The organism is Variovorax sp. P1_H2, assembly GCF_056405295.1.
This window is the reverse complement of sequence record NZ_JBFUCJ010000021.1, coordinates 1-25,883: the sequence shown is the minus strand read 5'-3', so window position 1 is coordinate 25,883 and position 25,883 is coordinate 1. Positions and strand designations below refer to the sequence as shown.

Sequence of the window (25,883 nt, the reverse complement as noted above, 5' to 3'; positions counted from 1 at the left end):
CTTCGCCTTCTTCGCGGCGCCTCAGGCGCCGGACGCGGGCGGGTCCAGATTCATGACCACGTGGAACACGTCGGACGATTCTTCCTCGCTGCGCGCGCGCACGAAGCCCAGGGCACGCGACAGCTTCAGCATCCGGGCGTTCTCGCGCAGGATCAGCCCGACCAGGCGCCGGGTGCCGCGGCTGCGCGCATGGGCGATCAGCTGCTCGAACAGCAGCCTGCCGAGCCCGCCGCCCTTGAGGTCCGAGCGCACGACCAGCGCGAATTCGGCCTCCACGTTGTCGGGGTCGCAGATGGTGCGGGCCACGCCCAGCGTCTCCGGCAGGCCGTCGTCGCCGATGGCTTCGGCGATGAAGGCCATCTCGCGGTCGTAGTCGATCTGGGTCAGGCGGGCGAGTTCGCTGCGCGGCAACTCGCTGCGGGCCTGGAACAGCCGCATGCGGATGTCCTCCGGATCGAGCTTCGCCAGGAAGCGCAGGTGCTGCGCCTCGTCCTCGGGCCGGATCGGGCGGAGGACGAGGGTGCGGCCGTTCCATTCGATCGTCCGGACCCATTGCGTCGGATAGGGCCGGATCGCAAAGCGGGCGGCACCGGCGACCGGCCCGGGCGCCACCCGCAGCCGCGCATCGAGCGCCAGCGCGCCGTGCTCGTCGACCCACAGCGGATTGATGTCGAGCTCGGCCAGCTGCGGCAGGTCCGCCAGCATCTGCGACACCGCGATCAGGACATCGTGCAGCGCGTCGAGGTCGGCCGGCGGGTGGTCGCGGTAGCCGGCCAGCAGCCGCGACATCCGGGTGCGGGAGAGCAGCTCGCGCGCCAGGCTGCGGTTGAGCGGCGGCAGGGCGACGGCGACGTCGGCCGTCACCTCCACCGCGATGCCGCCGCCGCCGCAGAGCACCACGGGGCCGAAGACCTCGTCGATGCTGGCGCCGACGATGACCTCCTGTGCATGCGGCCGGTGCACCATGGGCTGCACCGTGAAGCCGTCGATGCGGGCACCGGGCTGCGCGCTTTCGACCGCCTGCCGCATCTCGATCGCGGCGCGTTCGAGCGCCGCCGCATCGCGCAGGTCCAGCCGGACGCCGCCGACGTCCGTCTTGTGCGCGACGTCGCGCGAGACGATCTTGAGCACCACCGGATAGCCGAGCTCGCGGGCCGCCTCCAGCAGGCCCTCGCCCGAGGCCGGCACGACCAGGGTGCGCACCACCGGCACGCCGTAGGCCTGCAGCACCGCCTTGGCCTCATGCTCGCCGAGCCATTCGCGGCCGTCGGCGGCCGCGGCTTCCAGCAGCCGCCTGGCCGCCGGCACGTCGGGCGCCGGGTTCTCGCTCGCGCTGGGCGCTTCCATCAGGAGGGCCTGGTTGCGGCGGTAGGTCTGCAGCATCCCGAAGGCCCGGACGGCGTCCTCGGGCGTCGGGTAGTCGGGAACGCCGGCGGCATCGAACAGCCGGCGCGCCGGGTCCATCTCGGCATCGCCGAGCCAGCAGCCCATCAGGCGCGGGTTGCCGCTGCGCAGCAGCGGCGCGCAGGCGCGCGCGACGTCCTCGCCATGCAGCGCCGCGGTCGGGGCGTGGACGAGCAGCAGCGCGCCGGTCGACGGCTCCGCCAGCAGGGCCGACAGCGTGGCTGCGTAGCGTTCGGCCGGGGCGTCGCCGAGGATGTCGATCGGATTGGCGAGGCATGCGTTCGGCGGCAGGATCGCGCCGAGCTGTTCCAGCAGCGCGGCGCCGGGTTCGGCCAGCCGGATGCCGGCACGGGCCGCGGCATCCGCCGCCATCACGCCGGCGCCGCCGCCGTTGCCCAGGATGGTCAGTGAATCGCTCTGGTTGCCGCGGAAGCGCGCCAGCGTCGCGGCCGCCATGAACAGCTCCTGCAGCGTGTCCACGCGCAGCATGCCGGCGCGGCGGATGGCCGCGTCGTGGACGATGTCCGAACCGGCCAGGGCGCCGGTGTGCGACGCGGCGGCGCGCAGGCCCTGGCCCGCGCGGCCGGCCTTGACGACGATCACCGGCTTGTTGCGCGCGGCGGCACGCGCGGCCGACATGAACTTGCGCGGCGATTCGATCGATTCGATGTAGAGCAGGATGGCGCGCGTGCGGCCGTCGCTCGCGAGCCGGTCGAGCAGGTCGCCGACGTCGACGTCGCAGTGCTCGCCCAGCGCCACCAGGTGCGACAGGCCGACCCCCCGGCTCCTGGCCCAGTCCAGCATGGCGTTCGCCAGCGCGCCGGACTGCGAGACAAATGCCAGTTCGCCCGGCAAGGCGTCGACCGGGGAGAGGCTGGCATTGAGGCCGAGGCGCGGACTCAGCAGGCCGATGCTGCCCGGTCCGAGCAGGCGCATGAGGTGCGGGCGCGCGGCGTCGAGCGCGGCTTGCTTCTCTGCGGCGCTCAATCCCGTGCTGAGGATCACCGCGGCCCGGGTGCCGAGGGCCCCGAGTTCGGCCACCAGGCGCGCCACCGTCCGCGCCGGCGTGCAGATCAGCGCCAGGTCCGGCGGCGCGGGCAGGTCGGCCGCATGCGCGAACACCGGCTCGTCGCCGAGCCGCGCATGCTTCGGATTGACCGGGTAGGCCGGGCCCGCGAAGCCGCCGGCGCGCAGGTTGCGCCAGACCGTGGCGCCGATCGCGCCGGGTCGGTTCGAGGCGCCGAAGACGGCGACGGATCGCGGCGACAACAGTCGGTCGAGGTGGCGGATGCTCATGGATGGCCTCGGCAGGAACAGCAGGCACGCATCATGCGCCGGCTTTCGCGGCGGCTGCACGCGCGCGAGCCGCCGCGTTGACCTCGGTCAAGACGACGCCGGTGACGCAGGTTGGCGCGTCGAATGCAGCGTTTCTTGATCTGCGGCAAGGTGGCGAGGCCGGCGGCGTGAAAAGCTGCTTCATCCAACGGAGACAAACATGACACACGCCACCACCCGCATCATCCGGGACGAGCACGCGGCCCTCTCGGCCATGCTGCGGTCCATCCTGCTGCTGCTCGATGCCCATCGAAGACAGCAGAGCGCGCCCGACTTCTCCGCCTTGCGGGCGATGCTGTTCTACGTCGACCAGTTCCCGGAGCAGCGGCATCACCGCCACGAGACCGAGCTGCTGTTCCCCAAGCTGCGTGCCCGCACGCCCTTGTCGCGCGACCTGCTGGACCACCTGGACCAGGACCATGCGCGCGGCGAGCGCAACATCCGCGAGGTCGAGCATGCCTTGCTGGTCTACGAGATGCTCGGCGAGGCCCACCGCGAGCCCTTCGAGCGTGAGGTCGCCCGCTACACCGACTTCTACCTGGCCCACATGGCGCTCGAAGAGAAGGAAATCCTGCCGCTGGCCGAACGCGTGCTGACCGAGGAAGACTGGCGCGACCTCGACGCCGTCTTCGGCGCCCACCGCGATCCGTTCGCCGGCAACGAGCCGGAGGACGAGTACCGCGCGCTCTTCACCCGCATCGTCAATGCCGTGCCGACGCCGATCGGCCTGGGCCCCGCGCTGGCCCCCGGCAAGCCGAGCCGGCAAGCGATGCAAGCTTGATCCCTGTCAATTCGCCCGGCCCCGGCCTGGCCGAGACTGGAGGCCTTCCATTTGGAGACTTCCATCATGTTCAAGAAGATATTGGTCGCGACCGACGGTTCCTCCCTGTCCGACAAGGCTGTCGAGAGCGCCATCGAACTGGCGCGGCAGCACGGCGCCGAACTGGTCGCGTTCACCGTGGCCCGCCGGCCGCCCCATAGCTACATGGAAGGCACGTCGCTCCAGCAGACGACCGACAGCGAGCACATCGACAAGATGCGGCTCGAGAAGGCCCAGGCCATGGTGGCTGCGATCGGCGAGCGGGCGAGCGCCAGCGGCGTGTCCTGCCATCCGCTGGTGGCCCATTCGAACCAGGTCGCCGAATCGATCATCGCCGCCGCCGAAAAGCACGCCAGCGACCTCATCGTGATGGCGTCGCATGGCCGCAAGGGCCTCGGGCGCCTGCTGATCGGCAGCGAGACCCAGCATGTGCTGACCCATTCCACCCTGCCGGTGCTGGTGCTTCGCTAGATGGGCCCCCACGCTGAGTCACTTCGTGTACTCGCTGCCCCCCGAGGGGGCGCAGGCCGCCTTGGGAGCGGCCCGGCGACGGCCTCGATGACGGACGAATCCAACGAAGTGGCGGTCGCTGCCCGCAGCCTCGAGGCGCTCGCCTCGGCATCGGGCCTTCGAAGCTGGACGCTGGCCGGCCGCGAGTTGCTGCCGGTGGTGCAGGGCGGCATGGGCGTCGGCGTCTCGGCGGGCCGCCTGGCCGGCACGGTGGCCGGCCTGGGCGGCATCGGCACGGTGTCCTCGGTCGACCTCCGGCGCCTGCATCCCGACCTGTGGGCGCAGACCTCGCACATCGAGCACGCGCCCGATGCCGGGGCTCGCATCGACGCCGCCAACCTCGAGGCCCTGGGCCGAGAGATCGCCAAGGCCCGGCAACTGGCCGGCGGCCGGGGCCTGGTGGCCGTCAACGTCATGAAGGCCCTGAGCGCCTACGAGGCGCAGGTGCGGCACGCGATGGCCTGTGGCGCCGATGCGCTGGTGGTCGGCGCCGGCCTGCCGCTGGACCTGCCGGACCTGGCGCGCGAGCACCCGCGCGTGGCCTTGATCCCGATCCTGTCGGATGCGCGCGGCGTGCAGCTGATCGTGCGCAAGTGGGAGAAGAAGGGGCGCCTGCCCGATGCCATCGTGATCGAGCATCCGCGGCTCGCCGGCGGCCACCTCGGTGCCGCCAGGGTGGGCGACCTGCGCGACCCGCGCTTCGAGTTCGACACCGTGCTGCCGCAGGTGCAGGCCTTCTTCAAGTCGGCGGGCATCGAAGGCCGCATCCCCCTCGTCGCGGCCGGTGGCGTCGAGAGCCTCGACGACATTCGCCGCCTGCAGTCGCTCGGCGCCTCGGCGGTGCAGCTCGGCACGGCCTTCGCGGTGACCACCGAATGCGATGCCGACCCGGCCTTCAAGCGCGTGCTGGCCGAAGCCGGGCCCGAGGACCTGGTCGAGTTCACCAGCGTCGCCGGCTTGCCGGCGCGCGCGGTTCGCACGCCCTGGCTGGCCAAGTACCTGCGGCTGGAGCCGCGCCTCCTTGCCAAGACCCACCGTGAGACCGAGTGCACCATGCGCTTCGACTGCCTGGCCCACTGCGGCTTGCGCGATGCCACGCCGGGCTGGGGCAAGTTCTGCATCGACAAGATGCTGGGGCATGCGTTCACGGGCAACACCGAGCAGGGCCTTTTCTTCCGCGGTGCCGGCCGGCTGCCTTTCGGGTGCGAGATCCGGTCGGTGCGCGAGTTGATGCAGTGGCTGCTGGGCGGCCTCCGGCCCGCGCCCGAGGTGGCTGCCGCATGAGACGCGACGACAGCGTGACCGGCCTGCCGCCAGAGCAGCCCATCAGCCGCGACGTGCTGGCCGAGAAGTACCTGAAGGCCGGCGAGCGGGAGGCCGAGGACCTGTTCGTGCGCGTCGCGCGTGCACTGGCCTCGGTCGAGGCCGAAGGCGAGCGTGCCGTGTGGCAGCAGCGCTTCCTGGACAGCCTGCGCGCCGGCGCCATCGGGGCCGGGCGCATCATGAGCGCCGCCGGCAGCGGTCTCGAGGCCACGCTGATCAACTGCTTCGTGCAGCCGGTGGGTGACTGCATCCAGGGCCAGGACGACGCCGGCCATGCCGGCATTTACGAAGCGCTGCGCGAGGCCGCCGAGACCATGCGCCGGGGCGGCGGCGTCGGCTACGACTTCTCGCGCATCCGGCCGCGCGGCGCGGAAGTCCGCGCCACCGCATCGCTGGCCTCGGGTCCGTGCAGCTACATCGATGTCTTCGACCGCTCGTGCTCGACCGTCGAGAGCGCCGGCGCGCGGCGCGGCGCCCAGATGGGCGTGCTGCGCATCGACCATCCCGACGTGCTCGAGTTCATCACCGCCAAGCGCACGCCGGGGCGCTGGAACAACTTCAACGTCTCGGTTGCGGTCGACGACGCCTTCATGCACGCGCTGGCCGCCGACGAGGTCTGGCCGCTGGTGCACCGGGCGCGGCCCGGCGCGGCGCTGATCGCCAAGGGCGCGGTGCAGGACGGCGAGCGCTGGATCTACAGCCGGCTGCCGGCCCGCGCGTTGTGGGACACGGTCATGCGCTCGGCTTACGACTTCGCCGAGCCCGGGATCCTGTTCACGGACACCATCAACAACGACAACAACCTGCGCTACTGCGAGCGCATCGCGGCCACCAATCCGTGCGGCGAGCAGCCGCTGCCGCCCTACGGCTGCTGCGACCTGGGGCCGATCATCCTGCCGCGCTTCGTCAGGCATCCGTTCTCGATCGGCGGCGCTGCGCGATTCGATTTCGATGCCTTCGGCGCCGCGGTGGCGGTGCAGGTGCGCGCGCTCGACAACGTGCTCGACCTGAGCCTGTGGCCGCTGCCCCAGCAGCAGGCCGAGGCGAAGTCCAAGCGGCGCATCGGCGTCGGCTTCACCGGCCTGGGCAATGCGCTCGCGATGCTGTGCCTGCGCTACGACCGGGCCGACGGCCGAGAGTTGGCGGTGCGCATCGCGCGCACGCTGCGCGATGCCGCCTATGCGGCTTCGGTGGCGCTGGCACGCGAGAAGGGCGCTTTTCCGGCCTTCGAGGCCGAGCGCTATCTAGCGCCGGGCACCTTCGCCAGCCGGCTCGATCCGGAGCTGCAGGCGCAGATCCGCAGCCACGGCATCCGCAACAGCCACCTGGTGTCGATCGCGCCGACCGGCACCGTGAGCCTGGCCTTCGCGGACAACGCTTCGAACGGCATCGAGCCGGCGTTCTCGTGGAGCTACAAGCGCAAGAAGCGCGAATCCGACGGCAGCGTCACGGAGTACCAGGTCGAGGACCATGCCTGGCGGCTCTATCGCTTCCTCGGTGGCGACGTCGAGCGCTTGCCCGACTACTTCGTCTCGGCCCTGTCGATGCCGGCCTCGGACCACCTGGCGATGATGGAGTCGGTGCAGCCCTACGTCGACACCGCGATCTCGAAGACGGTCAACGTGCCGGCGGAGTTTCCCTACGAGAGTTTCAAGGGGCTTTATCTGCAGGCCTGGGCCGCCGGCCTGAAGGGCCTGGCCACCTATCGGCCGAACGCGATCCTCGGGTCGGTGCTGGAAGCGACGCCGACACCGGCTGCGGCCTCCGAGCCCGGCCAGGCGGCGGTCGACCCGATGCGCGCGATGATCGAGAGCCGGCCGACCGGCGCGCTGAACGCGCTGGCCGAGAAGATCGAGTACTGGACCCACCAGGGTCGCCAGGCGCTCTACCTCGTGGTCTCGTTCCTGCCGGTGGCCGACGGCCGCGAGCGGGCTGTCGAGTTTTTCATGCCGGTGGGCCAGAGCGGCGAGTCGCAGCAGTGGATCACCGCCAGCATGCGGCTGCTGTCGCTGGCCGCGCGCGGCGGCTTTCTCGAGCGCGCCCTGGCCGACATGCGCAAGGTTGCCTGGGACCGCGGGCCGGTTCGGCTGGGCAGCCACCGCAAGGCCGACGGCACCCTCGTGCCCCTTTGGCACGACTCCGAGGTGGCCGCGATCGCCTATGCGGTGCAGCAACTGATCGTCCGGCGCAGTCGGGCAGAGGGCTCCGCGCAGGACGGCGCCACGCCATCGCTCGTCACCGATGCGATGCCATCGGCAACCGGCAGCAAGTGCCCCGAGTGCGGCGCTCACGCGATGATCCGCAAGGACGGCTGCGACTTCTGCACCCAGTGCGGGCATCTCGGAAGCTGCGGATGAGCCTGGCGCCCGCGCTGCGCGGCGCCGTCAACGGCCTGCTGCTCGGCCTGAACACGCTGGTGGGTTTCTCGCTCATGGTGGTGCCGGCGCTGGTCAAGCTGCTGGTGCCGGCCGAGCGCGTGCGGGCCGGCTGCGACCGGCTGCTGAACGGGGTGGCGGCCGGCTGGGTCGCGGTCAACAACGCCTGGATCGCAGCCGCCTGCCGAAGTCCCTGGCAGGTCCGCGGCCTCGATGGATTGAGCCCGCGCGGCTGGTACCTGGTGTCGAGCAACCACCAGAGCTGGGTCGACATTCTGGTGCTGCAGCGGGTGTTTCACGGCCGCATCCCGTTCCTCAAGTTTTTCCTGAAGCGCGAACTCATCTGGGTGCCGGTGATCGGCCTGGCCTGGTGGGCGCTCGACTTCCCGTTCATGAAGCGCGGACGCGGCCGTGGCGCCCGGCGCGGCGACCTTGCGGCCACCCGCAAGGCCTGCGAGAAATTCAAGCGCCTTCCCACGGCGGTCATCAACTTCGTCGAAGGCACGCGATTCACGGCGGCCAAGAAGGCCGGCCAGAACAGCCGCTACCAGCATCTGCTCGAGCCCAGGATCGGCGGTCTCGGCGTGGCGCTGGAGACCATGGGCGAGCAGTTCGAGTCGATGCTCGACGTCACCATCGTCTATGCGCAGGGGGCACCCAGCTTCTGGGCACTGCTGAGCGGCCGGCTGGCGGCCGTGACCGTCGAGGTTCGCCAGCGCGCGATTCCGCCGCCTTTCGTCGAGCCCGATGCCCTGAGCGACAAGGCGCAGCGGCAGCGCCTGCGCGACTGGATCGAATGCCAATGGGCGGAGAAGGACCGCCGCGTTGCCGCATTGTTGAAGGAAGAGACGCATGCCGCAGGAACATGAAATCCTCGTCGTCGGCGCCGGTCCGACGGGTCTGGCAATGGCCATCGCGCTGGTGGACGCCGGCTTCGACGCCACCGTGCTCGACCTCGAGCCGCGCGCTGCGCTGGCCGCGCCCCAGGAGGACGGCCGTGAGATCGCGTTGACCCATGCGAGCGTCGAGACCCTGCGCGTGCTCGGCCTGTGGCAGCGTCTGCGGCCCGAGGAGATCGGGCGCATCCGCGAGGCCCGGGTGATCGATGGCGACCGGCACGACGCCGGCCTGCATTTCAGCGCCCCCGCTGCGCTCGGCTGGATCGTGCCCAACCACGCGCTGCGCCGCGTCAGTTTCGAGGCCGCGGCGCAGCGGCCCGGGCTGCGCCTGCGGGACCGGTCGCGGCTGCTGCGCATCGTCACTTCGGCGAAACGCGTGGAGCTCGAAATCGAAAGCGCAGCGGAGCCGCTGCGCAAGCGCCTGGGCGGGCGCCTTTTCATCGCCGCCGACAGCCGTTTCTCGTGGGCGCGCCGCCAACTCGGCATCGCCGCCGACATGCACGACTTCGGCCGCACCATGATCGTCTGTCGCCTGCGGCATGCGCTGCCGCATCGCGACGTGGCCTACGAATGCTTCGGCTACGAGCGCACGCTCGCCATTCTCCCGCTGGCGGGCGATGTCTGCTCCGCGGTGCTGACCACCGACACCTCGGACGCCGCGCGGCTCATGGCCCTGCCTGCCCGTGAGTACGCAGCGCTCGTGGAGTCGCAGTTCGCGGGGCGGCTGGGCCGCATGAGCCTGCTGGGTGAGCGCTTTCCCTACCCGCTCGTGAGCGCCTTCGCGCGCCGCTTCACGGCCCAGCGCAGTGCGCTGATCGGCGATGCGGCGGTTGGCATGCATCCGGTCACGGCGCATGGCTACAACCTCGGATTGCAGAGTGTCGCGACGCTGACCCATGCGCTGTGCGATGCGCGTGCCGCGGGCTTGGACATCGGCGACGCGGGCGTGCTGGCCGGCTACGACCGCAGGCACCGCCGCGACGCCGCCGTGATGTACCACGGGACCAATGCCGTGGCGAAGCTCTACGCGAGCAACGGCGCGCCGCAGCGGCTGGCGCGGAAGTTGATCCTGCGGGGGGCGCAGCACCTGCCGCCGCTGAAGATGGCGATCACGTCGCGGCTGACCGGGCGGGGAGGGCTGCGGCTGCCGGAGGCGGCACTGCGCGGCGACGCGGCAGTGCGCCGCTGACGCCCTGCGGACCGGCTCGCGCGAGGCAATCGCCTTCGGGTGCTTTCAAAAGGCCGCTGCTACGCCGCTGCGCGCCGGCTGCGCCGGTCCGTTCGCTGGATCGAATCGCACGCCGCGCAGGTGCAGCGCCAGCGCCGCGTCCATCGTCTGCACGTGCTTGTGGTACCAGTCCCTGAACTGCCAGGCCATTTGCCGGACCTGGAGCCGCTGGCCTTCGTCGGCCTGCACGATGCCTTCGCGCATCACCTCGAGCACCACCCGGTGCTGGAGCGTGTGGTCCTTGCGCGAGGAGAAGCCGGTGCTCTGCATCCACTGGTCCTCGCACGCGAAGCTCGCGGCCGCAAGCGCGACCACCTGGCGCCAGGCGGCCGGCAGCTCGGCGTCGCCGGCCTCGTCGACGCGCTTCAGCAGGGCCGTGAATTGCTCGTGCGCCTGGTCCATGAAGGGCAAATCGAGCGAAAGTGCGCCGGACCGATCCGAGGCTGCCATGTGATCTCCTCATTGAAAGACACAAGGCTAGCCCTCCCGCGCGAGGGAGTCATTGACCTGCGACAAGCATCGCGACAGGTCGCGGATGAAGGCCTAGCTGCGCAAGGTGCAGACGACAGAGAGATACGACACCGGCAGCGTGCCGATGTCCTCGATGCCATGCATGGCGGTGGCATCGAAGAGCAGCGAATCACCGACACGCAGCTTCACGCGCCTGGACCCATAGCGGTAGGTGACGTCGCCCGACAGAAGATAGAGAAACTTCAAGCCCGGATGCTGAAAGGTCACATGGGGTTGGGCGTCGGCTTCCAACATGACCAGGTAGGGCTCGACGAACAGGTTGCCCGAGAGCACATGGCCGAGCAGCTCGTAGCGGTAGTCCGCGACGGCGCCCAGGCGTTCCACCCGAAGGCCCTTGCCCGAAGGCACATGGCTGAAATCGGTGCGGCAGCGCTGCTCGGCGAAGAGACGCGAGAGCGGAATGCCCAGGGCGTCGGCCAGCCGATGCAATGTCTCGAGGGAGGGCGACACCTGGCCGTTCTCGATGCGCGAGACCATGGAGCGCGAGACGCCGGAGCGCTGTGTGAGCTCCCGGGGCGAGATGCCTGCGGCCTGGCGCAGGCGATTGATCTGGGCTCCGACGAGCGCGGCGGCTTCGCTGCGGGTGGGCTTGGCCTTGGGCGTCGGCAGGTAGAGCGACGGCGGAAGTTTGAGGGGGCGCGCGGTCGGGAAGGGGGAGGCGACTTGTTGGGTCTTCATGGCTCGGGCGTCCTCGTCCGAGCCTTGTCGTTGCAAGGCATTTGATCTCCTCCCTCTAGCACTATTGGCAGGTCGCTTCGACGTTCCGTCGACAAGCGGGTGTTCGCTTGAGCGTCAACGCATTCAAACTCACTTTACCAGATTGATGGGAAACTTACTAATCATTTGGGAATGATAAAAATCAAGTGCTTATGACAATCGTTCGGTGGGATCCCGAGTCAAAGAAGCAGAGTCCTTTTCCGAGCGCTTGCGTGTCGCAATGGCCAAGCGCGGGTACAAGGAATTCGGGGCGACGGCTCTCGCCGAGGCGCTGACGCCGGTTTTCCCGTCAGGGATCAGCGTACAGACCACGCACAACTGGGCATCGGGCAAGTCAGTCCCGCGAGCGGATCGCATCGCATTGATCGCGAAGCTGCTCGATGTGTCGCCGCATTGGCTCCAGCATGGGCCAGATCCGCAAGGCGAACGAAAAAGTCCCAAGACGCTGGATGGGGAGATCAGCGGGAAGGCTTTCGCTGAAAGATTTCACTCGTTGACGACAGAGCAACGTCGGATCATGTTGGCGTTGTTGCATGAATTCGAGCGCGGGAGGTCCAGGTGAACTACGGCGAGAGCGTGGGGCCTCGAGAGGCGATGGCATCGCTAGCCGATCGATTCATTGCCTCGGACTTCTGCTGAGCAGCGTAAGCGGTCCTCCTGGTAGGCAAGCACGGGCGACCGCACGCTGGCGCTCTGCGGACATTCACAGCGCCCTGCTCCGTTGTCAGCGCCAGATGTCGAGTAGGTCCTCCAAGCGGAACCGGCTTTGGTCGTTTGGTGGACCCGGAGGCTGCCGCTCAACGTTCGACGTAAGGCAGCAGCTTGCGCCCTCGCGTAAGACGTCCCCTTGACGCAGGGGTTAGGTGCCATTTTGCGAGGGCCCCTGCGGTTGACTACGAAGGCTGAGATACGCCAACAAGGTGCACGACAAGCCCAGCAAGAACGCTATGACGATCGGAAGGTCCAAGAGCATGACAAGACCTTCCTCTGTGAGCGCATACGCGAGCTCGGCTCCGGCTAGAAGGGTAATGGCTGCGCCAAAGAGCAAGGCTAGCCAGCACATCCACTTGGGCAACACGCCCAGCCTCCCAAGAGGCCGGATAGACGGCATTCCTAGGCGGAGGGTTAAGGCGCTTAGGAGCAGCATGAGGCTTGGTAGCGCAATATTGAGTGTTGGGCGATCGGCGCGGGCGAATGAAACCACGGAATCCAAGATCTCGACTGCGGCCATCACGAACGATACTGCTGCAAGTAAGAGCGGCAGGAACAGCCAACGCGACGCGATTGGGGAAGTGGCCATAGGACGTTGGCAGTATGCGGCTAGGTGTGATGTCTCAATAGGCCGCTCATCCGCCCCGGAACCGTCTCCATATCCTCGCGCCGACGGCTGTCACAACTCCGATGCAGTTGGCCAGCGCGCGGAGCAGGCTTAGCATMGCGCAAGCAGAGGGGGTTCTCATGAGCGCCGATCCAACTGACCACGCCTCCCCAACCAAGGCCGAACCGCCCGCCGCGCGCCTGCGTCGCTTTTTCGACCTGCCAGGTCCCAAAGGAGTGCCTCTGCTCGGCAACGCGCTCCAGATCAAGCCGGAAGCCTTCCATCAGATTCTCGAGGGATGGACGGAGAAGTACGGGGGCTTGTTCCGCTTCTCGATCGCCGAGCGCAACTTCCTTTGCGTGAGCGACCCAGCGCTCAACGCCTCCGTGCTCAAGCAGCGCCCGGAGGGATTCATCAAAGGGCCGCGACTGGTGCAGGTCTGCAAGGATCTTGGCTTTCACGGCGTGTTCTCCGCCAACGGGGAAGCGTGGCGCCGGCAGCGTCAGATTGTGCTGGCAGGGCTGGATCCGGCACACCTGAAGACTTTTCTGCCTTCCATCGAAGTGGTCACGGCCCGGCTTCGCGCACGTTGGTTCAGCGACGCGCGCAGCGATCGTGAAATCGATCTCATGACCGACTTGATGCGCTACACAGTGGACGTGACCACCTGCCTTGCGTTCGGCCGGAACCTCAACACACTGGAGCGGGGCGATCATGATGTGATCCAGCAACACCTCAACGTGATCTTCCCAACTTTGGCGCGTCGCGTCCTCGCGCCGATCGACTTCGAGCACTGGCTACCCAAGCCTGGGCTTCGGCAGCACGTGGAAGCATTGCAGGGCGCGGTGCAGGGGTTCATCCGAGAGGAGCGTCAGCACATCGAGCGCCGGCCTGAACTGATGCAGCGCCCCGAAAACCTGCTGCAGGCGCTCATTGCTGCCTGCGACAGCGAGAGTGCGGGGCTCAGTGACGAGGATCTGTCCGGCAATGTGCTGACCATGCTGCTCGCCGGCGAGGACACGACCGCCAACACGCTTGGTTGGCTCATCTGGCTCCTGCACGACCACCCCGACGAGTGGAAGCGTGCGCGGAACGAGGTCGATGCGATCGTCGGCGCGGGCCAGATCCCACGCTCGACCGATCAACTCTCACAGCTCGACTTCGTCGAGGCCTGCGCCAACGAAGCAATGCGCCTCAAGCCGGTCGCCCCAATCAACATCGTCCAAGCCGCGCATGACGTTGTGATCGGCGACGTCGCGGTCCCCAGAGGAGTGTTTGTGACCTGCGTGATGCGCCCGGCCGGCATGGATGCAAATCGTTTCGATGAGCCGAAGGCGTTTCGCCCGACGCGCTGGATCGATGGCGCTCACGCAGAGGGCGAGCGGATGATGGGTTCCAAGCGCGTAGTGATGCCCTTCGGTGCTGGCCCGCGCGTGTGCCCCGGTCGCTATCTCGCACTGGCGGAGATCAAGATGGTGATGGCGACATTGCTGGCGAACTTCGACATCGCGGAGATGAGGACGCCCGAGGGCGGGCCCGCGGAATACATGTCGCTCACGATGTCTCCCGTCGGGCTGTCGGTTCACCTTTCACCCCGGGCAACCAGCACTTCTTCGTGACATAAGCCTCTTGGATTGCCTTTCAGCGTGCGGACGATCACCGGCGCCTGTCTGCCGGCATTGGACGCCGGCCCAGTTCAACTGCCACGGCCATGGCCACGCCGCGGCGAGTCAAGTTGAATTCGACACGGCTGCCGGGTGCCAGCATCGCCGTCTCATTGATGAGGGCCGTGGCATCGGCGATGCTTTTGCCATTCATCGAAGTGACGGTATCACCCACGCGCAACCCGGCTTTCTCGCCCGGCCCACCGCGCTGGACCTTCTCTACCACCGCGCCGGATGCATCGGGGGCGCTGCGTTTGGCATCGCGCGCGACCACGCCGATCCAGCCTCGCTCGACGCGCCCATGCGCAATGATCTGGTCCATCACCTCGCGCGCCAGGCTCACCGGGATCGCGAAGCCGATGCCCTGGGATCCTCCGCTTTCCGAGTAAATGGCCGCATTGATTCCGACCAGGTTACCGTCGATGTCCACCAATGCGCCGCCCGAGTTTCCGGGGTTGATTGCTGCGTCGGTCTGGATGAAGTTCTCGAACGTGTTGATGCCAAGCCGATTCCGGCCGGTTGCGCTGACGATGCCCTGAGTCACGGTCTGTCCGACCCCGAACGGGTCACCCACGGCAAGCACGATGTCACCCACCTGCACCGAACCCGGCTCCGCGAACGTGATCGGCGGGAGGTCCGTCGCATCGACCTTCAGCACCGCGAGATCGGTGTCGGGGTCGCGGCCGAGCAGCTGCGCGTCAGCCACCTTGCCGTTCGGCAGCATGACGGCGATTTCAGTCGCACCGTCGACCACGTGGTTGTTGGTCAGGATATAGCCCTGTGCCGCGACGATCACGCCGGAGCCCAGGCTCAGCGAATCCTGCCCGCGCCGGCTGCGGCGGCTTGACGCGCTGCGCGTATAGATGTTGACCACCGAGGCCGAGGCCTTGCGCGCTGCCGAGCGAAAGCCCGCGTCGCGTCGCCCAAGTATCGCGTTCGCCAGCGATGAACTGCCGCCTGCCTCATGAATTGTGACGACGTCGTTGCGGGCGGGCGACGACGCGCCAGGGCCGAACGCATGCCAGGCGATCAGCAGGCCGGCACCCACGGTCACGGCTTGGGCGAGCAGCATCCACAGTCGATGCAGAGTGATCGAATTGGCTTTCATTCAAGCTGGCTCATGTGCAAGAGCACTTCGGAGATTTTGAATCCAAACCGCGCAGACGCAACTCGCGTCACGGGGTACTTCAGATGGAGGCGATCGCGCGGGTGGCTGAGGTTCTAACGACAGCCTCAGATGCCGTCAGTGGGCCGCTTCGGTCCTTAACAAACTTCTTTCGCTGTGGCAAGCGTCGAGAGTAGCACGGCGCTGCTCTGAGGGAATCCATCCCTCCTCAATACGGCTTACCGATTGAGGTGCCTGCGCAGGCAACGCCGAATCTCACGGCGGCACGTCGGACAAGAGCCACCACGACGAGAAAAACTATGGGTGACTCCTGCATGTGAATTTGCCGCAACGTGGGTCGCGTAAGTGCCCACGACCGCTTTCAACGAAGCTCGCCACACGCGAGCTTTTTCTTTTTCTGCAAGTTCCTCGCCAGCGCGAAGATTTGTGCACGGGCGCCGTGGACATAGCTGTGGACAACCGCCTTCGGCAGTGTTTCCTGACACGTTGCCCATCAAACAGGCACGTTGCAGCGGAAGCGGCCAGTCAGAAAAGGGTCGCCAACAGCCGTAGTGGGCCCTGCCCTTCGCCAAGGACCGATGTACAGCAGGTGTGCAGTGCGGATTCAACCGGTCGATGCAACGGTTTGGTTGAACATTGCAGCAGGTGTTTGGAAGTTGAGAGTCTTGCGCGGTCTCTCGTTCAACCTCCGCGCTATAGCATTCAGCTTGGCCTGCGAGTAGGTCGAGACATCGATCCCCTTGGGAAGGTACTGTCTGAGCAGCCCGTTCGTGTTCTCGTTGCTTCCGCGTTGCCAAGGGTTTTGAGGATCGCAGAAGTACACCTTGATGTCGGTCGCCAGGGTGAACTGCTTGTGGCCGGCCATCYCCGATCCTCGATCCCAGGTCAGCGACTTGTAGAGTTCCTGCGGCAGCTTGCGAGCATTCTTGACCAACGCGTTGACGACCGTTTCCGTGTCCTTGCCATTGAGCTTCACCAGCATCACGTAGCGCGTTTGCCGCTCGACCAGGGTTGCGATCTGGCTGTTGGAGCTTCCGAACAACAGGTCGCCTTCCCAGTGTCCAGGCACTGCTCGATCCTCAGCCGTGGCCGGGCGCTCGCTGATCGACACGGCGTCGACGATTCTTCCGTGGGTGTCCGTCTTCTGCGTGTAATGACGCGAGCGACGCATGCCTCGCGTGCGCCTCAGATGCTGCAGCAGCTCCTTCTTCAAGGCCCCACGGGCTTGAATGAACAGGCTGCGGTAGATGGTCTCGTGTGACACGTGGCAGGTCTCGTCGCTCGGGTAAGTATGCTTGAGCCACCCCGCAATCTGCTCCGGCGACCACTGCAGTTGGAGCCGGCCCGCGACGATGTGTGCCAACGCTCGGTTCTCAGCCAGCTTGCAGCGCTTGGGGCGATGGGCACGATCCCAGGCTGCCTGATCGGCCTGGCTCGCCCGATAGCGTTCCTGTCCACCATTGCGCTTGATCTCGCGGCTGACCGTCGAGGGCGCACGTCCGAGAATCGTGGCGATCGCGCGGATCGAAAAGCCAGCCACCACAGCACGCGAGATCTCCTCTCGCTCGGCCAAGGTCAGCGCAAGGCTGGAACGGCGGCGCTCCGGTGGCCGTATGCCGCCCGTCTCGGCCAGGATCTGGCGTATCGACCCATGGTGTCGATCGAACATCCCAGCGATCTGGTGGAGGGTCTGACCTTGCTTCCAGCGCTCCCACATGAGCGCCTTCTGGCTGTCCGTGTAGTAGGTCCGCGTTCGATACTTCATCTGCAACACTCCTTCTGCCTACGGCAGTTTTCAGTGTGTTGCATCGACCGGTTGAATCCGCAAGCGGGAGCGGACCTTGGACCTGCGCTCGCGTACCACCGTGATCGGCCAGAAGCAGGTATTGACGACAGTCCGTTCTCCGGCAGCAGAAATTCACTGCCGCAAGGGCGGGCGCGATGCTTCACCGGGCGATGATGGACCGCGGATGGGGTGGCGCTCGAAACCAGTTTGCTCCCTCTCGCGCCGAGGACGTTCAGCGCCCCTCGGCCCGGGCGGCGAGGGCCCGCATGCCCCCGTCGAGCTGCTTGCGCATCGGCCCCCTCATCAATTTCATGATCGGCCGTAACGGCGCTACCGGATCGAGGTACATGGTGTAAGTGACACGGCTGCCGCTGTCGGTGGGTTCTATGCGGCAGTCCTCGAGAAGGGCATGCATGATTCCCGGGCTAACGGCTGTGGCGGTGAACGCCCACCGCTGGCCTGGGTCCCAGGCAATGATGCGCTCCTCGACCTTGCCGCCGGGGATGGTCGTCACGCGCCGCGTGCCGACGCCTTCGCGGAGCGTGCCAAGCACCTCCGTACTTTTGATGACGGGGAACCACTCCGGCCAGCGTTCGTGGTCCGCCAGAATAGCGAACACAGCCTCTGGAGAAGCCGTCGTCGTCGCTGAGCCCGAGAACGAGACCGGGGCCTGCCCGATCCAGTCGAGGTCTTTCTGCTCTGTCGTCGCCATGCGCGGCAGCATAGTCCAAGACGCCCGCCTCGAATAGCCGTTGTAGAGTCGCTTGATCCCCGCCGTGACGAGCGGCCGCCGCTCCAGTGCAAAGTCAGCCCTGGGCCCGTTGCCTTACGCGCATGCCTCATCCGGCCAGGACGCTGAACTCGCGGCCCGGGCTCGGCTACTCCTCCGCGGAGAGTCTTTGCGGCAGCGATTCCAGCCATCTTCCGACGACGGCCATCTCATCCTCGCTGAAGCCTTCGCTCAACTTGGCATTCAACACGCCGAGCGAGGCCTTGGCGCGTAGCCCGGCAGCACGGCCTTCCTCAGTTTGGTAAAGGCGAATCGCCCGCCCGTCGTTCGAGTCACGCTGGCGCAGCAAGTAGCCGGCCTGCTCGAGCCGGTTGGCGAGGCCGGACATCGCCGGTGCGCCGATGTCCAGGGCCTGGGCGACGTCGCCGATGAGCGCGCCATCGCTGTGCGACAAAAAGAACATCGTGCCCGCCTGTGCCGCCGACAGTGCTGAAGACCCATTCTCCTTGCCGTCGATCCAGCGTTCTACCGCCCGTTGCGCAAGATTGAGCAAGAAGACCAGTCTCGTTCTCTTCTGATCCTTCATCCGAATTCACCTTCTGTTGCCACTCGGCATGGTTGTATTTCGCGCACGAAATATTATAATTCGTGCACGAACCAATTTTGGCACAAGTCGTTCCCCGCGTCGTCGGGGCCAACCTACAGGAGAACCTCATGACCGATCACGTCACCGTCACTTCCACCCAAGGCGTCCTCACTCTCACGCTGGCGCGGCCAGACAAGATGAACGCACTCACCAGCGCGATGTATGGCACCCTGGCCGACTCCCTCATCGGCGCCGAATCGGATCCCGCTGTCCGCGTCATCGTGATCCGTGGCGAAGGCGCCATGTTCACCGCCGGCAACGATCTGGCCGAATTCGCGGCGGTTGCCACGGGCGCAGCCGGCGCCGGGGAAAGCCAGGTCCTCCGATTCCTGCGTGCTCTGGCAGGCTGCACCAAGCCCGTGGTGGCGGCGGTCAATGGTCGCGCCGTGGGCGTGGGCACCACGTTGCTGCTGCACTGCGACTTCGTCGTGCTCGCGGAGGACGCTCTGCTGTCCACACCGTTTGTCAATCTGGCTCTCGTGCCCGAGGCCGCCTCGAGCCTGCTCATGCCGGCGCGCATTGGCTACGCACGCGCATTCGAGATGTTCGCCCTGGGCAAGCCGATCTCGGCCGCGCAAGCGCTGGCTTGGGGCATCGCCAACCGCGTGGTCCCGGTAACGGACCTGCATGGCGAGGCCGACCAGGTCGCGGCGCTGCTCGCGAAGCAGCCTGCCGGGTCGCTGAAGATGACGAAGCAGCTGATGAAGCAGGCGGCAACGGTTGCGGCACAGATGAACTTGGAGAGCGCGCAATTTGCCGAGCGCCTGCGTAGCCCGGAGGCGCGCGAGGCCTTCACCGCATTTGGCCAGAAGCGGGCGCCTGACTTCTCGAAGTTCACGTCGTGAGACCGAGGGACTGGACATCGCTGGTACCTGGGCACTGCTCACCGTCAACCAGCGGGGCTCCTTTCCGAGCTCAGGTCCGATCCCGCAGCAGCACAGCCACCCAAGAGGAAAAAGACATGTCCCTTATCAGTGATCTTCTCGAGAAGCCGGCCCACTTGTCCACCGAGTCGAACTACGCGGTGATCAATGGCTACCTGTATCTTGCGATCGGCGCCCTGTTCATTGTCTGGCCCGGCGCGGTGCAGACGATCTTCATGGACAGGCCATTCGTCGGAGACGAAGGTGCGCTCTTCCGGGTGATCGGCGTGTGCCTGGTCGTCATTGGCTGGCTCTACGTCTTTGGCGGTCGTTCCGGAGCAAGGCAATTCGGCCCGGCTTCCGTGCTCGACCGGGTGGTGCTGATCCCTGTCGTGCTCGTGCCCCTCGCACTGTCGGGCGTGTTTCCGCATACGGTGGGCGCCGTTGCGATTCTCGATCCGTTGCTGGGCATCGGTGCCTGGGTGCTCCACAGCCGCAAGAAGTGATCGCTTGCCGATCGCTGAATCGCAGCGAGCAAGTGTCGACCCCTCGCCGATGCCAATCCGACCCAATCGGGCAATGCAATGAAAACCTCCCACGACCTCAACGTCGAATTCCTGTTCGACTTCGTCAGTCCGAACAGCTATATGTGCCACAAGGCGATTGCGGGCATCGAGACCCGGACCGGCGCACGCATCGCCTATCGGCCAATCTTCCTCGGCGGACTGTTCAAGCTGTCGAACAACCGGCCGCCGTTCGTGGCCTTCGCGGATGTGCCGAACAAGATGGCCTACGAGCGGCTCGAGATGCAGCGCTTCGTCACGCGGCACCGGCTCGAGGCTTTCAAGTTCAATCCCCACTTCCCGGTGATTACGCTGCCGCTCATGCGCGCAGCGGTGGCGGCGCAGCAACTCGGCTGTTTCGAACGCTATGTCAAGACGGTCTTTGTGGCCATGTGGGAGCGCGGGCTGAAGATGGACGACCCGGTCACGTTCGGTACGGTCCTGATCGAAGGCGGCCTGGACGCTGAACTGCTCATGAAGACCGCGCAGGAAGCCGAAGTCAAGGCCCGGCTGGTGGAGAGCTCCCAGGTCGCCCACGACCGCGGCGCCTTCGTTGTGCCGACATTCTTCATCGGCGATGAGATGTACTTCGGCAAGGAGCGCCTGCGCGACGTCGAGGAAAGGCTGGTTTCGCAATGAGCGGCAGTTCGACAGGAAGTCGCCAGATGCCCTCATGGCGATTCATCACGCTGGAGTTCAATGGCGGCATCGCCACGGTCAGCCTGAATCGTCCCGACAAGCACAACTCCATCACGATCCCGATGCTCCACGAGCTGATCGATTGCGCCGATCGGATCAAGAAGAATGTCGAAGTCCGTGCGGTGATCCTCAAAGGCAACGGGCCCTCGTTCTGCTCCGGGATGGATCTCAAGGAGGTCATGACGGGGAGCGCCATTCGCAAGATCTTGGCCTTCCTCCCGCTTTGGAAGCCCACGATGAACCGTTATCAGAAGGTTTCCCTGGTCTGGCGCTCCCTGAGCGTTCCCGTGCTGGCAGTCATCCAGGGCAACTGCTTCGGCGCAGGCCTGCAGATCGCCCTCGGCGCTGACATCCGCATTGCATCGCCCGCAAGCCAGCTCTCGATCATGGAATCGAACTGGGGGCTGGTTCCTGATATGGGTGGAACGGTGCTGCTCAGGGAGTTGATTGGCAAAGACCAGGCAGTGGAACTCACCCTGACCGGGCGAGTGTGCAATGCAGAACAAGCCAAGCAACTTGGTTTGGTGACGCATCTTGCGGACGATCCGCTCAGCACGGCCCGGCAACTATGTGCAGAGATCGAGAAGCAGTCTCCGGATGCCGTAGCTGCTGGCAAGCGACTTTTGCACAGCGCCTGGAACGTCTCTGAGTCTTCGGCACTTGGCTTTGAGCGCATGTGGCAGCGGCGGGTGATTGGCAGGACAAACCAACGCATTGCTGTGGGGCGCCGACTGAAAAACAGCGGGGCAGATTACGCCCCCAGAACCTGGTGAAGTCGCCCTTGGCGAGCTAGTTCTTCCCCAACTGGACGAGCATGAGCGAGCTGGCTTTTTGGCCGGTTGGCGCAACGCTCAGAGTCCCCAACAAACCATTGATGGCCCGCGCCGATGCACCGGCGCTCACAACGGAAACCTATCCCATGAACGCAACTCTCCTGTTCAATCCGCACGCCGCCGACTTTTCCGCCTTCGACGCCGAATCGCGGCGCGTCTTCCAGGCGACGATCGCCTTCTTCGAACAGCGCGGCAAGCGTGTTCTTCTCGAGCAGGACCGCGAACGGATCTGGTATGCAGACTTCATCGAGTTCCTGAAACGGGAGCGGGTGTTCGCCACGCTGCTCACGCCGGCCGCTGAGGCTGGCGGAAACCCAAACAAGCGCTGGGACACGAGTCGCATCGCGATGATGAGCCACATCCTCGGCTTCTACGGCGGGGGGTACTGGTACGTTTGGCAGGTCACCATTCTCGGCCTGGGACCGATTTGGCAAAGCGCCAACGCCGAGGCAAAGCAGCGCGCAGCGGACTTGCTCAATGCCGGCGCAGTCTTCGCGTTCGGTCTCTCCGAACGGGAGCACGGCGCGGACATCTACACGACCGACATGGTGCTGACCCCCGACGGGCAGGGCGGCTACAAGGCCAACGGCGGCAAGTACTACATCGGCAACGGCAACGTCGCTGGCATGGTGTCCGTTTTCGGCCGCATCTCTGGCATCGAGGGCCCGGACGCCTACGTGTTCTTTACCGTTGACAGCCAGCATCCCGCCTACAAGCTGCGCGGCAACGTCGTGGCCTGTCAGATGTATGTCGCCGCGTTCGACCTTGAGGACTACCCCGTCACGCCGGCCGACATCCTGCACACAGGGCAGGAGGCCTTCGATGCGGGCATGAACACCGTCAACGTCGGCAAGTTCAACCTGGGCTTCGGTGCAGTCGGCCTGGTCGAGCATTGCTTTTACGAGGCGATAACGCACGCCGAGCGGCGCGTGCTCTTCAACGCCAAGGTCACCGACTTTGCGCATGTGCAGGCATTGTTCACGGATGCTTATGCGCGCCTGGCGGGCATGAAGCTGTTCGGCGAGCGCGCGATCGACTACATGCATTCGGCATCGCTCGAAGATCGGCGCTATCTCCTTTTCAACACCATCGAGAAGATCACGGTCACTCGGCAAGGCGCCAAAGCGTACGCCGACCTGTGGGACGTGATCTCCGCGAAGGGATTCGAGAAGGACATGTTCTTCCAGATGGCCCAGTTCGGCCTGCAGGGCTTCCCCAAGATCGAGGGCACCGTGCACGTCAACCTGGCGCTGGCGCTCAAGTTCATGCCCGAGTACCTGCTCAATTCGGGCAATGCCAGCCCGGCGCTCTGCCAGGTGCCGACGCGCAGGGATGCCGCGGACGATGAGTTCCTGTTTCGGCAGGGGCCGACCAAGGGCTTGCAAAAGGTGCGTTTTCATGACTGGCGGCCGGTCTTCGCCAGTTTCGCTCACGTGCCGAACGTCGCCGTGTTCACCGAACAGATCGATGCGCTGCACGCCATGCTCGGCAGCGCGGTGCCTACTGGCGCGCAACAGAAGGATCTGGACTTCATGCTCGCGATCGGGGAAATGTTCACGCTGGTCCCCTATGCCGAATTGATCCTGCAGCAGGCTACGATCGCAGGCACCGAGCTGGCCCTGGTGGACCAGATCTTCGACGTGCTAGTCCGTGACTTCTCTGGCCATGCCTTGACTCTCTACAGCAAGCCTTCGGCGGCGGCCGATCAACAGTTCGGAGCAAAACGATGCATCCACCGTCCCAGCGCCGATCTTGCGCGGTTTGAAATGGTCTGGCGACAGGCACGCAGTCTCGCTGGCGTGTATGAAATGAATCCCTGAACTTGCCGGGGGGCGCGCCTGACAAGAGAACGCCGTTCGGTGCCAGTTGGTTGCAGTTCTTGCCTGGGGTAATGCGCTGGCACTGAACGTCTGCTTTGCCGGTGCCAAACTCGACACTCGAATGTCGCGTTCGGGCCCATCTGCGACATCCACGGTTCGCCAGCGAACGGCTTCAATCAGGCCAAGACCGGACACTACGAGCTGCGGCGAATTTCGCGGTTCAGGCGAATGACATCTGTGCGCGGCTGTTGCCTTGCCAAATTTTGCCAAACAACATAAGCTTGCGGCATGAGCACCATGAACGTGTCCCTGCCGGAGGCCATGAAGTCGTTCGTCGATGAGCAAGTGGTCGAACGCGGCTACGGCACGAGCAGTGAATATGTGCGCGAGCTCATCCGGAAGGACCAACAGAGGCTCCACCTGCGCGGTCTGCTTCTCCAAGGAGGCCTCTCGGCGCCCGCCGCCAGCGCGGACAAGGCCTACTTCGATGGCCTGCGTGAGAGGGTGCGCGGCTCGGGCAAGAAGGCAGACAGGGCCGGCGGCAACAGGTGAAGGCAAAAACGGTCGTCCCGCGAGAACAGGCAAACCGAGACATTGACGACGCCATCGCCTACTACCTGGGGGAGGGCGCGGAACGTGCCGCCCTCTCCTTCATCGACGAGCTCGAAGGTGCCTACATCCACATCGCCCGGCACCCCGGCACGGGCTCCACGCGCTACGCACATGAGCTCAACTTGCCAGGGCTGCGCTGTTGGCCATTGACTCGCTTCCCGCACTTGGTCTTCTACTTCGAACAGTCCGACTGCATCGACGTCTGGCGCGTCCTCCACGGCCAGCGCGATATACCTGCATGGATGCTGGCGTCGGAAATCTTCCCCTGACCCTGCATGCTGGCGAAGGCGGATGAGAGGCCGCTTTGGAGAAGACGCAAAGACCGCTTCGGGCCCGATGCACTGGTGCGCCCCGCGCGATACCCGGTCACCCTGCGCCCGATCGCCGCCTGGATGTCCAACGACCGTCTGCCAGGCGCCCCGCGGGTGCTCGCCTGGAATCCCCAGGTCAAAGGTGCAGTCGAGCCGGATACCAGCACCGGCGCCCCGCCACGCTCAGCAGGACCGCCGAAGGCCTAGCCGCGTGCCGCCAGCGCGTCCGGCAGCTCGATCTTGACCTCGAGCACCTCGAGGTCGTCCTGCTTCTCGAGGTGCACCTTGATGTCCTCGGCCTTGATCGACACGTATTTCGAGATCACCGCGATCAGCTCGCGCTGCAGTTCGGGCAGGTAGTCGGGCCGCTTGGCGCCCAGGCTGCTGCGCTCGTGGGCCAGGATGATCTGCAGCCGTTCCTTGGCGACGCTCGCCGTCTTCTTCTTCTCGCCGAGCAGAAAGGAAAACAGGGACATGGCTACCTTCCGAAGATTCGTTTGAAGAAGCCCTGCTTCTCGGCATCGACGAAGCGCATCGGCTTGTCTTCGCCGAGGAAGCGCGCCACCACGTCGCTGTAGGCCTGCGCGACGTCGGTGTCGGTGTCGTGGATGGCCGGCACGCCCTGGTTGGAGGCCTGCAGCACGCTCTCGGACTCGGGGATCACGCCGATCAGCTTGATCCGGAGAATGTCCTGGATGTCCTCCAGCGACAGCATCTGGCCGCCGGCCACGCGGTTCGGGTTGTAGCGCGTGATCAGCAGGTGTTCCTTGATCGGCTCGCCGCCTTCCTTGGCGCGCTTGGTCTTGGAGCCCAGCATGCCCAGGATGCGGTCCGAGTCGCGCACCGAGGACACCTCGGGGTTGGTCACCACCAGCGCCTCGTCGGCGAAGTGCATGGCCATCAGCGCACCGGTCTCGATGCCCGCGGGCGAGTCGCAGACGATGTAGTCGAAGCCTTGTTCGTCGAGGTCCTTGAGGATCTTCTCGACGCCTTCCTGGGTCAGCGCGTCCTTGTCGCGGGTCTGCGAGGCGGCCAGCACGAACAGGTTGTCGCACTGCTTGTCCTTGATCAGCGCCTGGTGCAGGTTGGCCTCGCCCTGGATCACGTTGATCAGGTCGTACACCACGCGCCGCTCGCAGCCCATGATCAGGTCGAGGTTGCGCAGCCCGACGTCGAAATCGATCACGGCCGTCTTCTTGCCCGCCAATGCCAGTCCCGATGCAAAGCTCGCGCTCGTGGTCGTCTTGCCGACGCCGCCCTTGCCCGAGGTCACCACCACAATTTTGGCCATGCCATTCCTTCTTCGTTCGTATGTTTCAGTTGTTCGGTTGCCGAGCGCGCCCATCGATCAGAGGATCGGCTCCATGACGATCTTCTTGCCGTCAAGCGAGATCCGGGCCGGCTTGCCGGCGATCTCCGCCGGCAGCGCCACCTCCGAGGTGCGGTAGATGCCCGCGATGGCCACCAGCTGCGCCTCCATGCAGGTCGTGTAGATGCGTGCCGCAGTGTCGCCGCGGGCACCGGCGATCGCCTTGCCGCGCAGCGGTGCGTAGACGTGGACATTGCCGTCGGCAATGACTTCGGCGCCGAAGCTCACCACCGCGGTGACGATCACGTCGCCGCCGCGGGCGTAGACCTGCTGGCCCGAGCGCAACGGCTTGTCGATCACCAGCGTGCCGTTGGCCGGCACCGGCACCTCGCGCACGATCTGCGGCGCCTCGGCCGCGGCTTCGGCCGGCGGGGCCGCCGGGCGCGGGGCCGGCGCCACCG

The 25,883-nt window shown here is 66.1% G+C and carries 25 protein-coding genes; 15 read left to right on the top strand and 10 right to left on the bottom strand.

Annotated features, from left to right (window positions below):
* Nucleotides 1-21 precede the first annotated feature (21 nt).
* A complete protein-coding gene (locus tag AC1D2E_RS10180) occupies nucleotides 22-2,700 on the bottom strand; it encodes a bifunctional acetate--CoA ligase family protein/GNAT family N-acetyltransferase (RefSeq protein WP_478197293.1) in 2,679 nt (892 codons plus the stop codon).
* 199 nt (nucleotides 2,701-2,899) lie between these two features.
* Here AC1D2E_RS10180 and AC1D2E_RS10175 point away from each other — a divergent pair, with 199 nt between their 5' ends.
* The 6 genes from AC1D2E_RS10175 to ubiM all read left to right on the top strand — a co-directional run bounded on the left by AC1D2E_RS10175 (nucleotide 2,900) and on the right by ubiM (nucleotide 9,855).
* Nucleotides 2,900-3,520, top strand: coding sequence for a hemerythrin domain-containing protein (locus AC1D2E_RS10175; protein WP_478171240.1), 621 nt, complete (start codon nucleotides 2,900-2,902; stop codon nucleotides 3,518-3,520).
* A gap of 66 nt (nucleotides 3,521-3,586) precedes the next feature.
* Nucleotides 3,587-4,030 carry a universal stress protein gene (locus AC1D2E_RS10170; protein WP_478197292.1) on the top strand — a complete coding sequence of 148 codons (444 nt, stop codon included), beginning with the start codon at nucleotides 3,587-3,589 and terminating at the stop codon, nucleotides 4,028-4,030.
* Nucleotides 4,031-4,117: 87 nt separating this feature from the next.
* A complete protein-coding gene (locus AC1D2E_RS10165; protein ID WP_478197291.1) occupies nucleotides 4,118-5,353 on the top strand; it encodes an NAD(P)H-dependent flavin oxidoreductase in 1,236 nt (411 codons plus the stop codon).
* On the top strand, nucleotides 5,350-7,749 hold the full coding sequence (locus AC1D2E_RS10160; RefSeq protein WP_478197290.1) for an adenosylcobalamin-dependent ribonucleoside-diphosphate reductase: 2,400 nt from the start codon (nucleotides 5,350-5,352) through the stop codon (nucleotides 7,747-7,749). The genes AC1D2E_RS10165 and AC1D2E_RS10160 overlap by 4 nt, the downstream gene beginning before the upstream one ends.
* Nucleotides 7,746-8,636 carry an acyltransferase gene (locus AC1D2E_RS10155; protein ID WP_478197289.1) on the top strand — a complete coding sequence of 297 codons (891 nt, stop codon included), beginning with the start codon at nucleotides 7,746-7,748 and terminating at the stop codon, nucleotides 8,634-8,636. Before AC1D2E_RS10160 ends, AC1D2E_RS10155 begins: the two co-directional genes overlap by 4 nt.
* Entirely contained in the window at nucleotides 8,620-9,855 is a 1,236-nt protein-coding gene (gene ubiM, locus AC1D2E_RS10150; RefSeq protein ID WP_478197288.1) for a 5-demethoxyubiquinol-8 5-hydroxylase UbiM, read from the top strand. The genes AC1D2E_RS10155 and ubiM overlap by 17 nt, the downstream gene beginning before the upstream one ends.
* A 45-nt stretch (nucleotides 9,856-9,900) precedes the next feature.
* Here the strand turns inward: ubiM and AC1D2E_RS10145 are convergent, their stop codons facing one another.
* Nucleotides 9,901-10,344 (bottom strand): bacteriohemerythrin, encoded by a 444-nt coding sequence (locus AC1D2E_RS10145; RefSeq protein ID WP_478197287.1) that lies wholly within the window; start codon nucleotides 10,342-10,344, stop codon nucleotides 9,901-9,903.
* 93 nt (nucleotides 10,345-10,437) lie between these two features.
* On the bottom strand, nucleotides 10,438-10,974 hold the full coding sequence (locus AC1D2E_RS10140; RefSeq protein ID WP_478197332.1) for a helix-turn-helix domain-containing protein: 537 nt from the start codon (nucleotides 10,972-10,974) through the stop codon (nucleotides 10,438-10,440).
* A gap of 388 nt (nucleotides 10,975-11,362) precedes the next feature.
* On the opposite strand from AC1D2E_RS10140, the gene AC1D2E_RS10135 reads away from it, so the two are divergent.
* Together AC1D2E_RS10135 and AC1D2E_RS10130 are read left to right on the top strand one after the other, a co-directional pair.
* On the top strand, nucleotides 11,363-11,704 hold the full coding sequence (locus AC1D2E_RS10135; protein ID WP_478197286.1) for a hypothetical protein: 342 nt from the start codon (nucleotides 11,363-11,365) through the stop codon (nucleotides 11,702-11,704).
* Between the two features lie 896 nt (nucleotides 11,705-12,600).
* Nucleotides 12,601-14,079, top strand: coding sequence for a cytochrome P450 (locus AC1D2E_RS10130; protein ID WP_478197285.1), 1,479 nt, complete (start codon nucleotides 12,601-12,603; stop codon nucleotides 14,077-14,079).
* Between the two features lie 37 nt (nucleotides 14,080-14,116).
* On the opposite strand, the gene AC1D2E_RS10125 is transcribed toward AC1D2E_RS10130, so the two are convergent.
* The 4 genes from AC1D2E_RS10125 to AC1D2E_RS10110 all read right to left on the bottom strand — a co-directional run bounded on the left by AC1D2E_RS10125 (nucleotide 14,117) and on the right by AC1D2E_RS10110 (nucleotide 18,352).
* Nucleotides 14,117-15,232: a S1C family serine protease gene (locus tag AC1D2E_RS10125; RefSeq protein ID WP_478197284.1), complete on the bottom strand. Its 1,116-nt coding sequence runs from the start codon at nucleotides 15,230-15,232 to the stop codon at nucleotides 14,117-14,119.
* 622 nt (nucleotides 15,233-15,854) lie between these two features.
* Complete coding sequence (locus tag AC1D2E_RS10120) at nucleotides 15,855-17,015, bottom strand: IS30 family transposase (RefSeq protein WP_478197283.1); 1,161 nt, start codon at nucleotides 17,013-17,015, stop codon at nucleotides 15,855-15,857.
* Nucleotides 17,016-17,268: 253 nt separating this feature from the next.
* A complete protein-coding gene (locus AC1D2E_RS10115; RefSeq protein WP_478197282.1) occupies nucleotides 17,269-17,760 on the bottom strand; it encodes an SRPBCC family protein in 492 nt (163 codons plus the stop codon).
* A gap of 154 nt (nucleotides 17,761-17,914) precedes the next feature.
* Nucleotides 17,915-18,352 carry a MarR family winged helix-turn-helix transcriptional regulator gene (locus AC1D2E_RS10110; protein ID WP_478197281.1) on the bottom strand — a complete coding sequence of 146 codons (438 nt, stop codon included), beginning with the start codon at nucleotides 18,350-18,352 and terminating at the stop codon, nucleotides 17,915-17,917.
* Between the two features lie 128 nt (nucleotides 18,353-18,480).
* Between AC1D2E_RS10110 and AC1D2E_RS10105 the strand changes: the two genes are divergently transcribed.
* The 7 genes from AC1D2E_RS10105 (at nucleotide 18,481) to AC1D2E_RS10075 (ending at nucleotide 24,071) form a co-directional block, all read left to right on the top strand.
* Complete coding sequence (locus AC1D2E_RS10105; protein WP_478197280.1) at nucleotides 18,481-19,257, top strand: enoyl-CoA hydratase; 777 nt, start codon at nucleotides 18,481-18,483, stop codon at nucleotides 19,255-19,257.
* A 155-nt stretch (nucleotides 19,258-19,412) separates the two neighbouring features.
* The gene (locus tag AC1D2E_RS10100) at nucleotides 19,413-19,781 is read left to right on the top strand and encodes a hypothetical protein (protein WP_478197279.1); all 369 of its coding nucleotides are present in this window, start codon (nucleotides 19,413-19,415) and stop codon (nucleotides 19,779-19,781) included.
* 78 nt (nucleotides 19,782-19,859) lie between these two features.
* Nucleotides 19,860-20,477, top strand: coding sequence for a DsbA family protein (locus AC1D2E_RS10095; RefSeq protein WP_478197278.1), 618 nt, complete (start codon nucleotides 19,860-19,862; stop codon nucleotides 20,475-20,477).
* Entirely contained in the window at nucleotides 20,474-21,310 is an 837-nt protein-coding gene (locus AC1D2E_RS10090; protein ID WP_478197277.1) for a crotonase/enoyl-CoA hydratase family protein, read from the top strand. Before AC1D2E_RS10095 ends, AC1D2E_RS10090 begins: the two co-directional genes overlap by 4 nt.
* Nucleotides 21,311-21,351: 41 nt before the next feature.
* On the top strand, nucleotides 21,352-23,190 hold the full coding sequence (locus AC1D2E_RS10085; protein ID WP_478197276.1) for an acyl-CoA dehydrogenase family protein: 1,839 nt from the start codon (nucleotides 21,352-21,354) through the stop codon (nucleotides 23,188-23,190).
* Nucleotides 23,191-23,478: 288 nt separating this feature from the next.
* Nucleotides 23,479-23,742, top strand: a complete 264-nt coding sequence (locus AC1D2E_RS10080) for a ribbon-helix-helix domain-containing protein (protein WP_478197275.1) — start codon at nucleotides 23,479-23,481, stop codon at nucleotides 23,740-23,742.
* Complete coding sequence (locus AC1D2E_RS10075; RefSeq protein ID WP_478197274.1) at nucleotides 23,739-24,071, top strand: type II toxin-antitoxin system RelE/ParE family toxin; 333 nt, start codon at nucleotides 23,739-23,741, stop codon at nucleotides 24,069-24,071. The genes AC1D2E_RS10080 and AC1D2E_RS10075 overlap by 4 nt, the downstream gene beginning before the upstream one ends.
* A gap of 245 nt (nucleotides 24,072-24,316) precedes the next feature.
* Here AC1D2E_RS10075 and minE read toward each other — a convergent pair whose 3' ends face one another.
* The 3 genes from minE to minC all read right to left on the bottom strand — a co-directional run.
* Nucleotides 24,317-24,589, bottom strand: a complete 273-nt coding sequence (gene minE / locus AC1D2E_RS10070; protein WP_286372254.1) for a cell division topological specificity factor MinE — start codon at nucleotides 24,587-24,589, stop codon at nucleotides 24,317-24,319.
* Nucleotides 24,590-24,591: 2 nt separating this feature from the next.
* Nucleotides 24,592-25,404 (bottom strand): septum site-determining protein MinD, encoded by an 813-nt coding sequence (gene minD / locus AC1D2E_RS10065; protein ID WP_478197273.1) that lies wholly within the window; start codon nucleotides 25,402-25,404, stop codon nucleotides 24,592-24,594.
* A 57-nt stretch (nucleotides 25,405-25,461) separates the two neighbouring features.
* On the bottom strand, nucleotides 25,462-25,883 hold a 422-nt coding region (minC, locus tag AC1D2E_RS10060; protein WP_478197272.1), incomplete at its 5' end, for a septum site-determining protein MinC.

What these genes read in the sequence shown, in the direction of transcription:
- AC1D2E_RS10180 (WP_478197293.1), bottom strand. Translation starts at nt 2,700, where the DNA reads ATGAGCATCCGCCACCTCGACCGACTGTTGTCGCCGCGATCCGTCGCC.
- AC1D2E_RS10175 (WP_478171240.1), top strand. Translation starts at nt 2,900, where the DNA reads ATGACACACGCCACCACCCGCATCATCCGGGACGAGCACGCGGCCCTC.
- AC1D2E_RS10170 (WP_478197292.1), top strand. Translation starts at nt 3,587, where the DNA reads ATGTTCAAGAAGATATTGGTCGCGACCGACGGTTCCTCCCTGTCCGAC.
- AC1D2E_RS10165 (WP_478197291.1), top strand. Translation starts at nt 4,118, where the DNA reads ATGACGGACGAATCCAACGAAGTGGCGGTCGCTGCCCGCAGCCTCGAG.
- AC1D2E_RS10160 (WP_478197290.1), top strand. Translation starts at nt 5,350, where the DNA reads ATGAGACGCGACGACAGCGTGACCGGCCTGCCGCCAGAGCAGCCCATC.
- AC1D2E_RS10155 (WP_478197289.1), top strand. Translation starts at nt 7,746, where the DNA reads ATGAGCCTGGCGCCCGCGCTGCGCGGCGCCGTCAACGGCCTGCTGCTC.
- ubiM (WP_478197288.1), top strand. Translation starts at nt 8,620, where the DNA reads ATGCCGCAGGAACATGAAATCCTCGTCGTCGGCGCCGGTCCGACGGGT.
- AC1D2E_RS10145 (WP_478197287.1), bottom strand. Translation starts at nt 10,344, where the DNA reads ATGGCAGCCTCGGATCGGTCCGGCGCACTTTCGCTCGATTTGCCCTTC.
- AC1D2E_RS10135 (WP_478197286.1), top strand. Translation starts at nt 11,363, where the DNA reads ATGGCCAAGCGCGGGTACAAGGAATTCGGGGCGACGGCTCTCGCCGAG.
- AC1D2E_RS10130 (WP_478197285.1), top strand. Translation starts at nt 12,601, where the DNA reads ATGAGCGCCGATCCAACTGACCACGCCTCCCCAACCAAGGCCGAACCG.
- AC1D2E_RS10125 (WP_478197284.1), bottom strand. Translation starts at nt 15,232, where the DNA reads ATGAAAGCCAATTCGATCACTCTGCATCGACTGTGGATGCTGCTCGCC.
- AC1D2E_RS10115 (WP_478197282.1), bottom strand. Translation starts at nt 17,760, where the DNA reads ATGCTGCCGCGCATGGCGACGACAGAGCAGAAAGACCTCGACTGGATC.
- AC1D2E_RS10110 (WP_478197281.1), bottom strand. Translation starts at nt 18,352, where the DNA reads ATGAAGGATCAGAAGAGAACGAGACTGGTCTTCTTGCTCAATCTTGCG.
- AC1D2E_RS10105 (WP_478197280.1), top strand. Translation starts at nt 18,481, where the DNA reads ATGACCGATCACGTCACCGTCACTTCCACCCAAGGCGTCCTCACTCTC.
- AC1D2E_RS10095 (WP_478197278.1), top strand. Translation starts at nt 19,860, where the DNA reads ATGAAAACCTCCCACGACCTCAACGTCGAATTCCTGTTCGACTTCGTC.
- AC1D2E_RS10090 (WP_478197277.1), top strand. Translation starts at nt 20,474, where the DNA reads ATGAGCGGCAGTTCGACAGGAAGTCGCCAGATGCCCTCATGGCGATTC.
- AC1D2E_RS10085 (WP_478197276.1), top strand. Translation starts at nt 21,352, where the DNA reads ATGAGCGAGCTGGCTTTTTGGCCGGTTGGCGCAACGCTCAGAGTCCCC.
- AC1D2E_RS10080 (WP_478197275.1), top strand. Translation starts at nt 23,479, where the DNA reads ATGAGCACCATGAACGTGTCCCTGCCGGAGGCCATGAAGTCGTTCGTC.
- minE (WP_286372254.1), bottom strand. Translation starts at nt 24,589, where the DNA reads ATGTCCCTGTTTTCCTTTCTGCTCGGCGAGAAGAAGAAGACGGCGAGC.
- minD (WP_478197273.1), bottom strand. Translation starts at nt 25,404, where the DNA reads ATGGCCAAAATTGTGGTGGTGACCTCGGGCAAGGGCGGCGTCGGCAAG.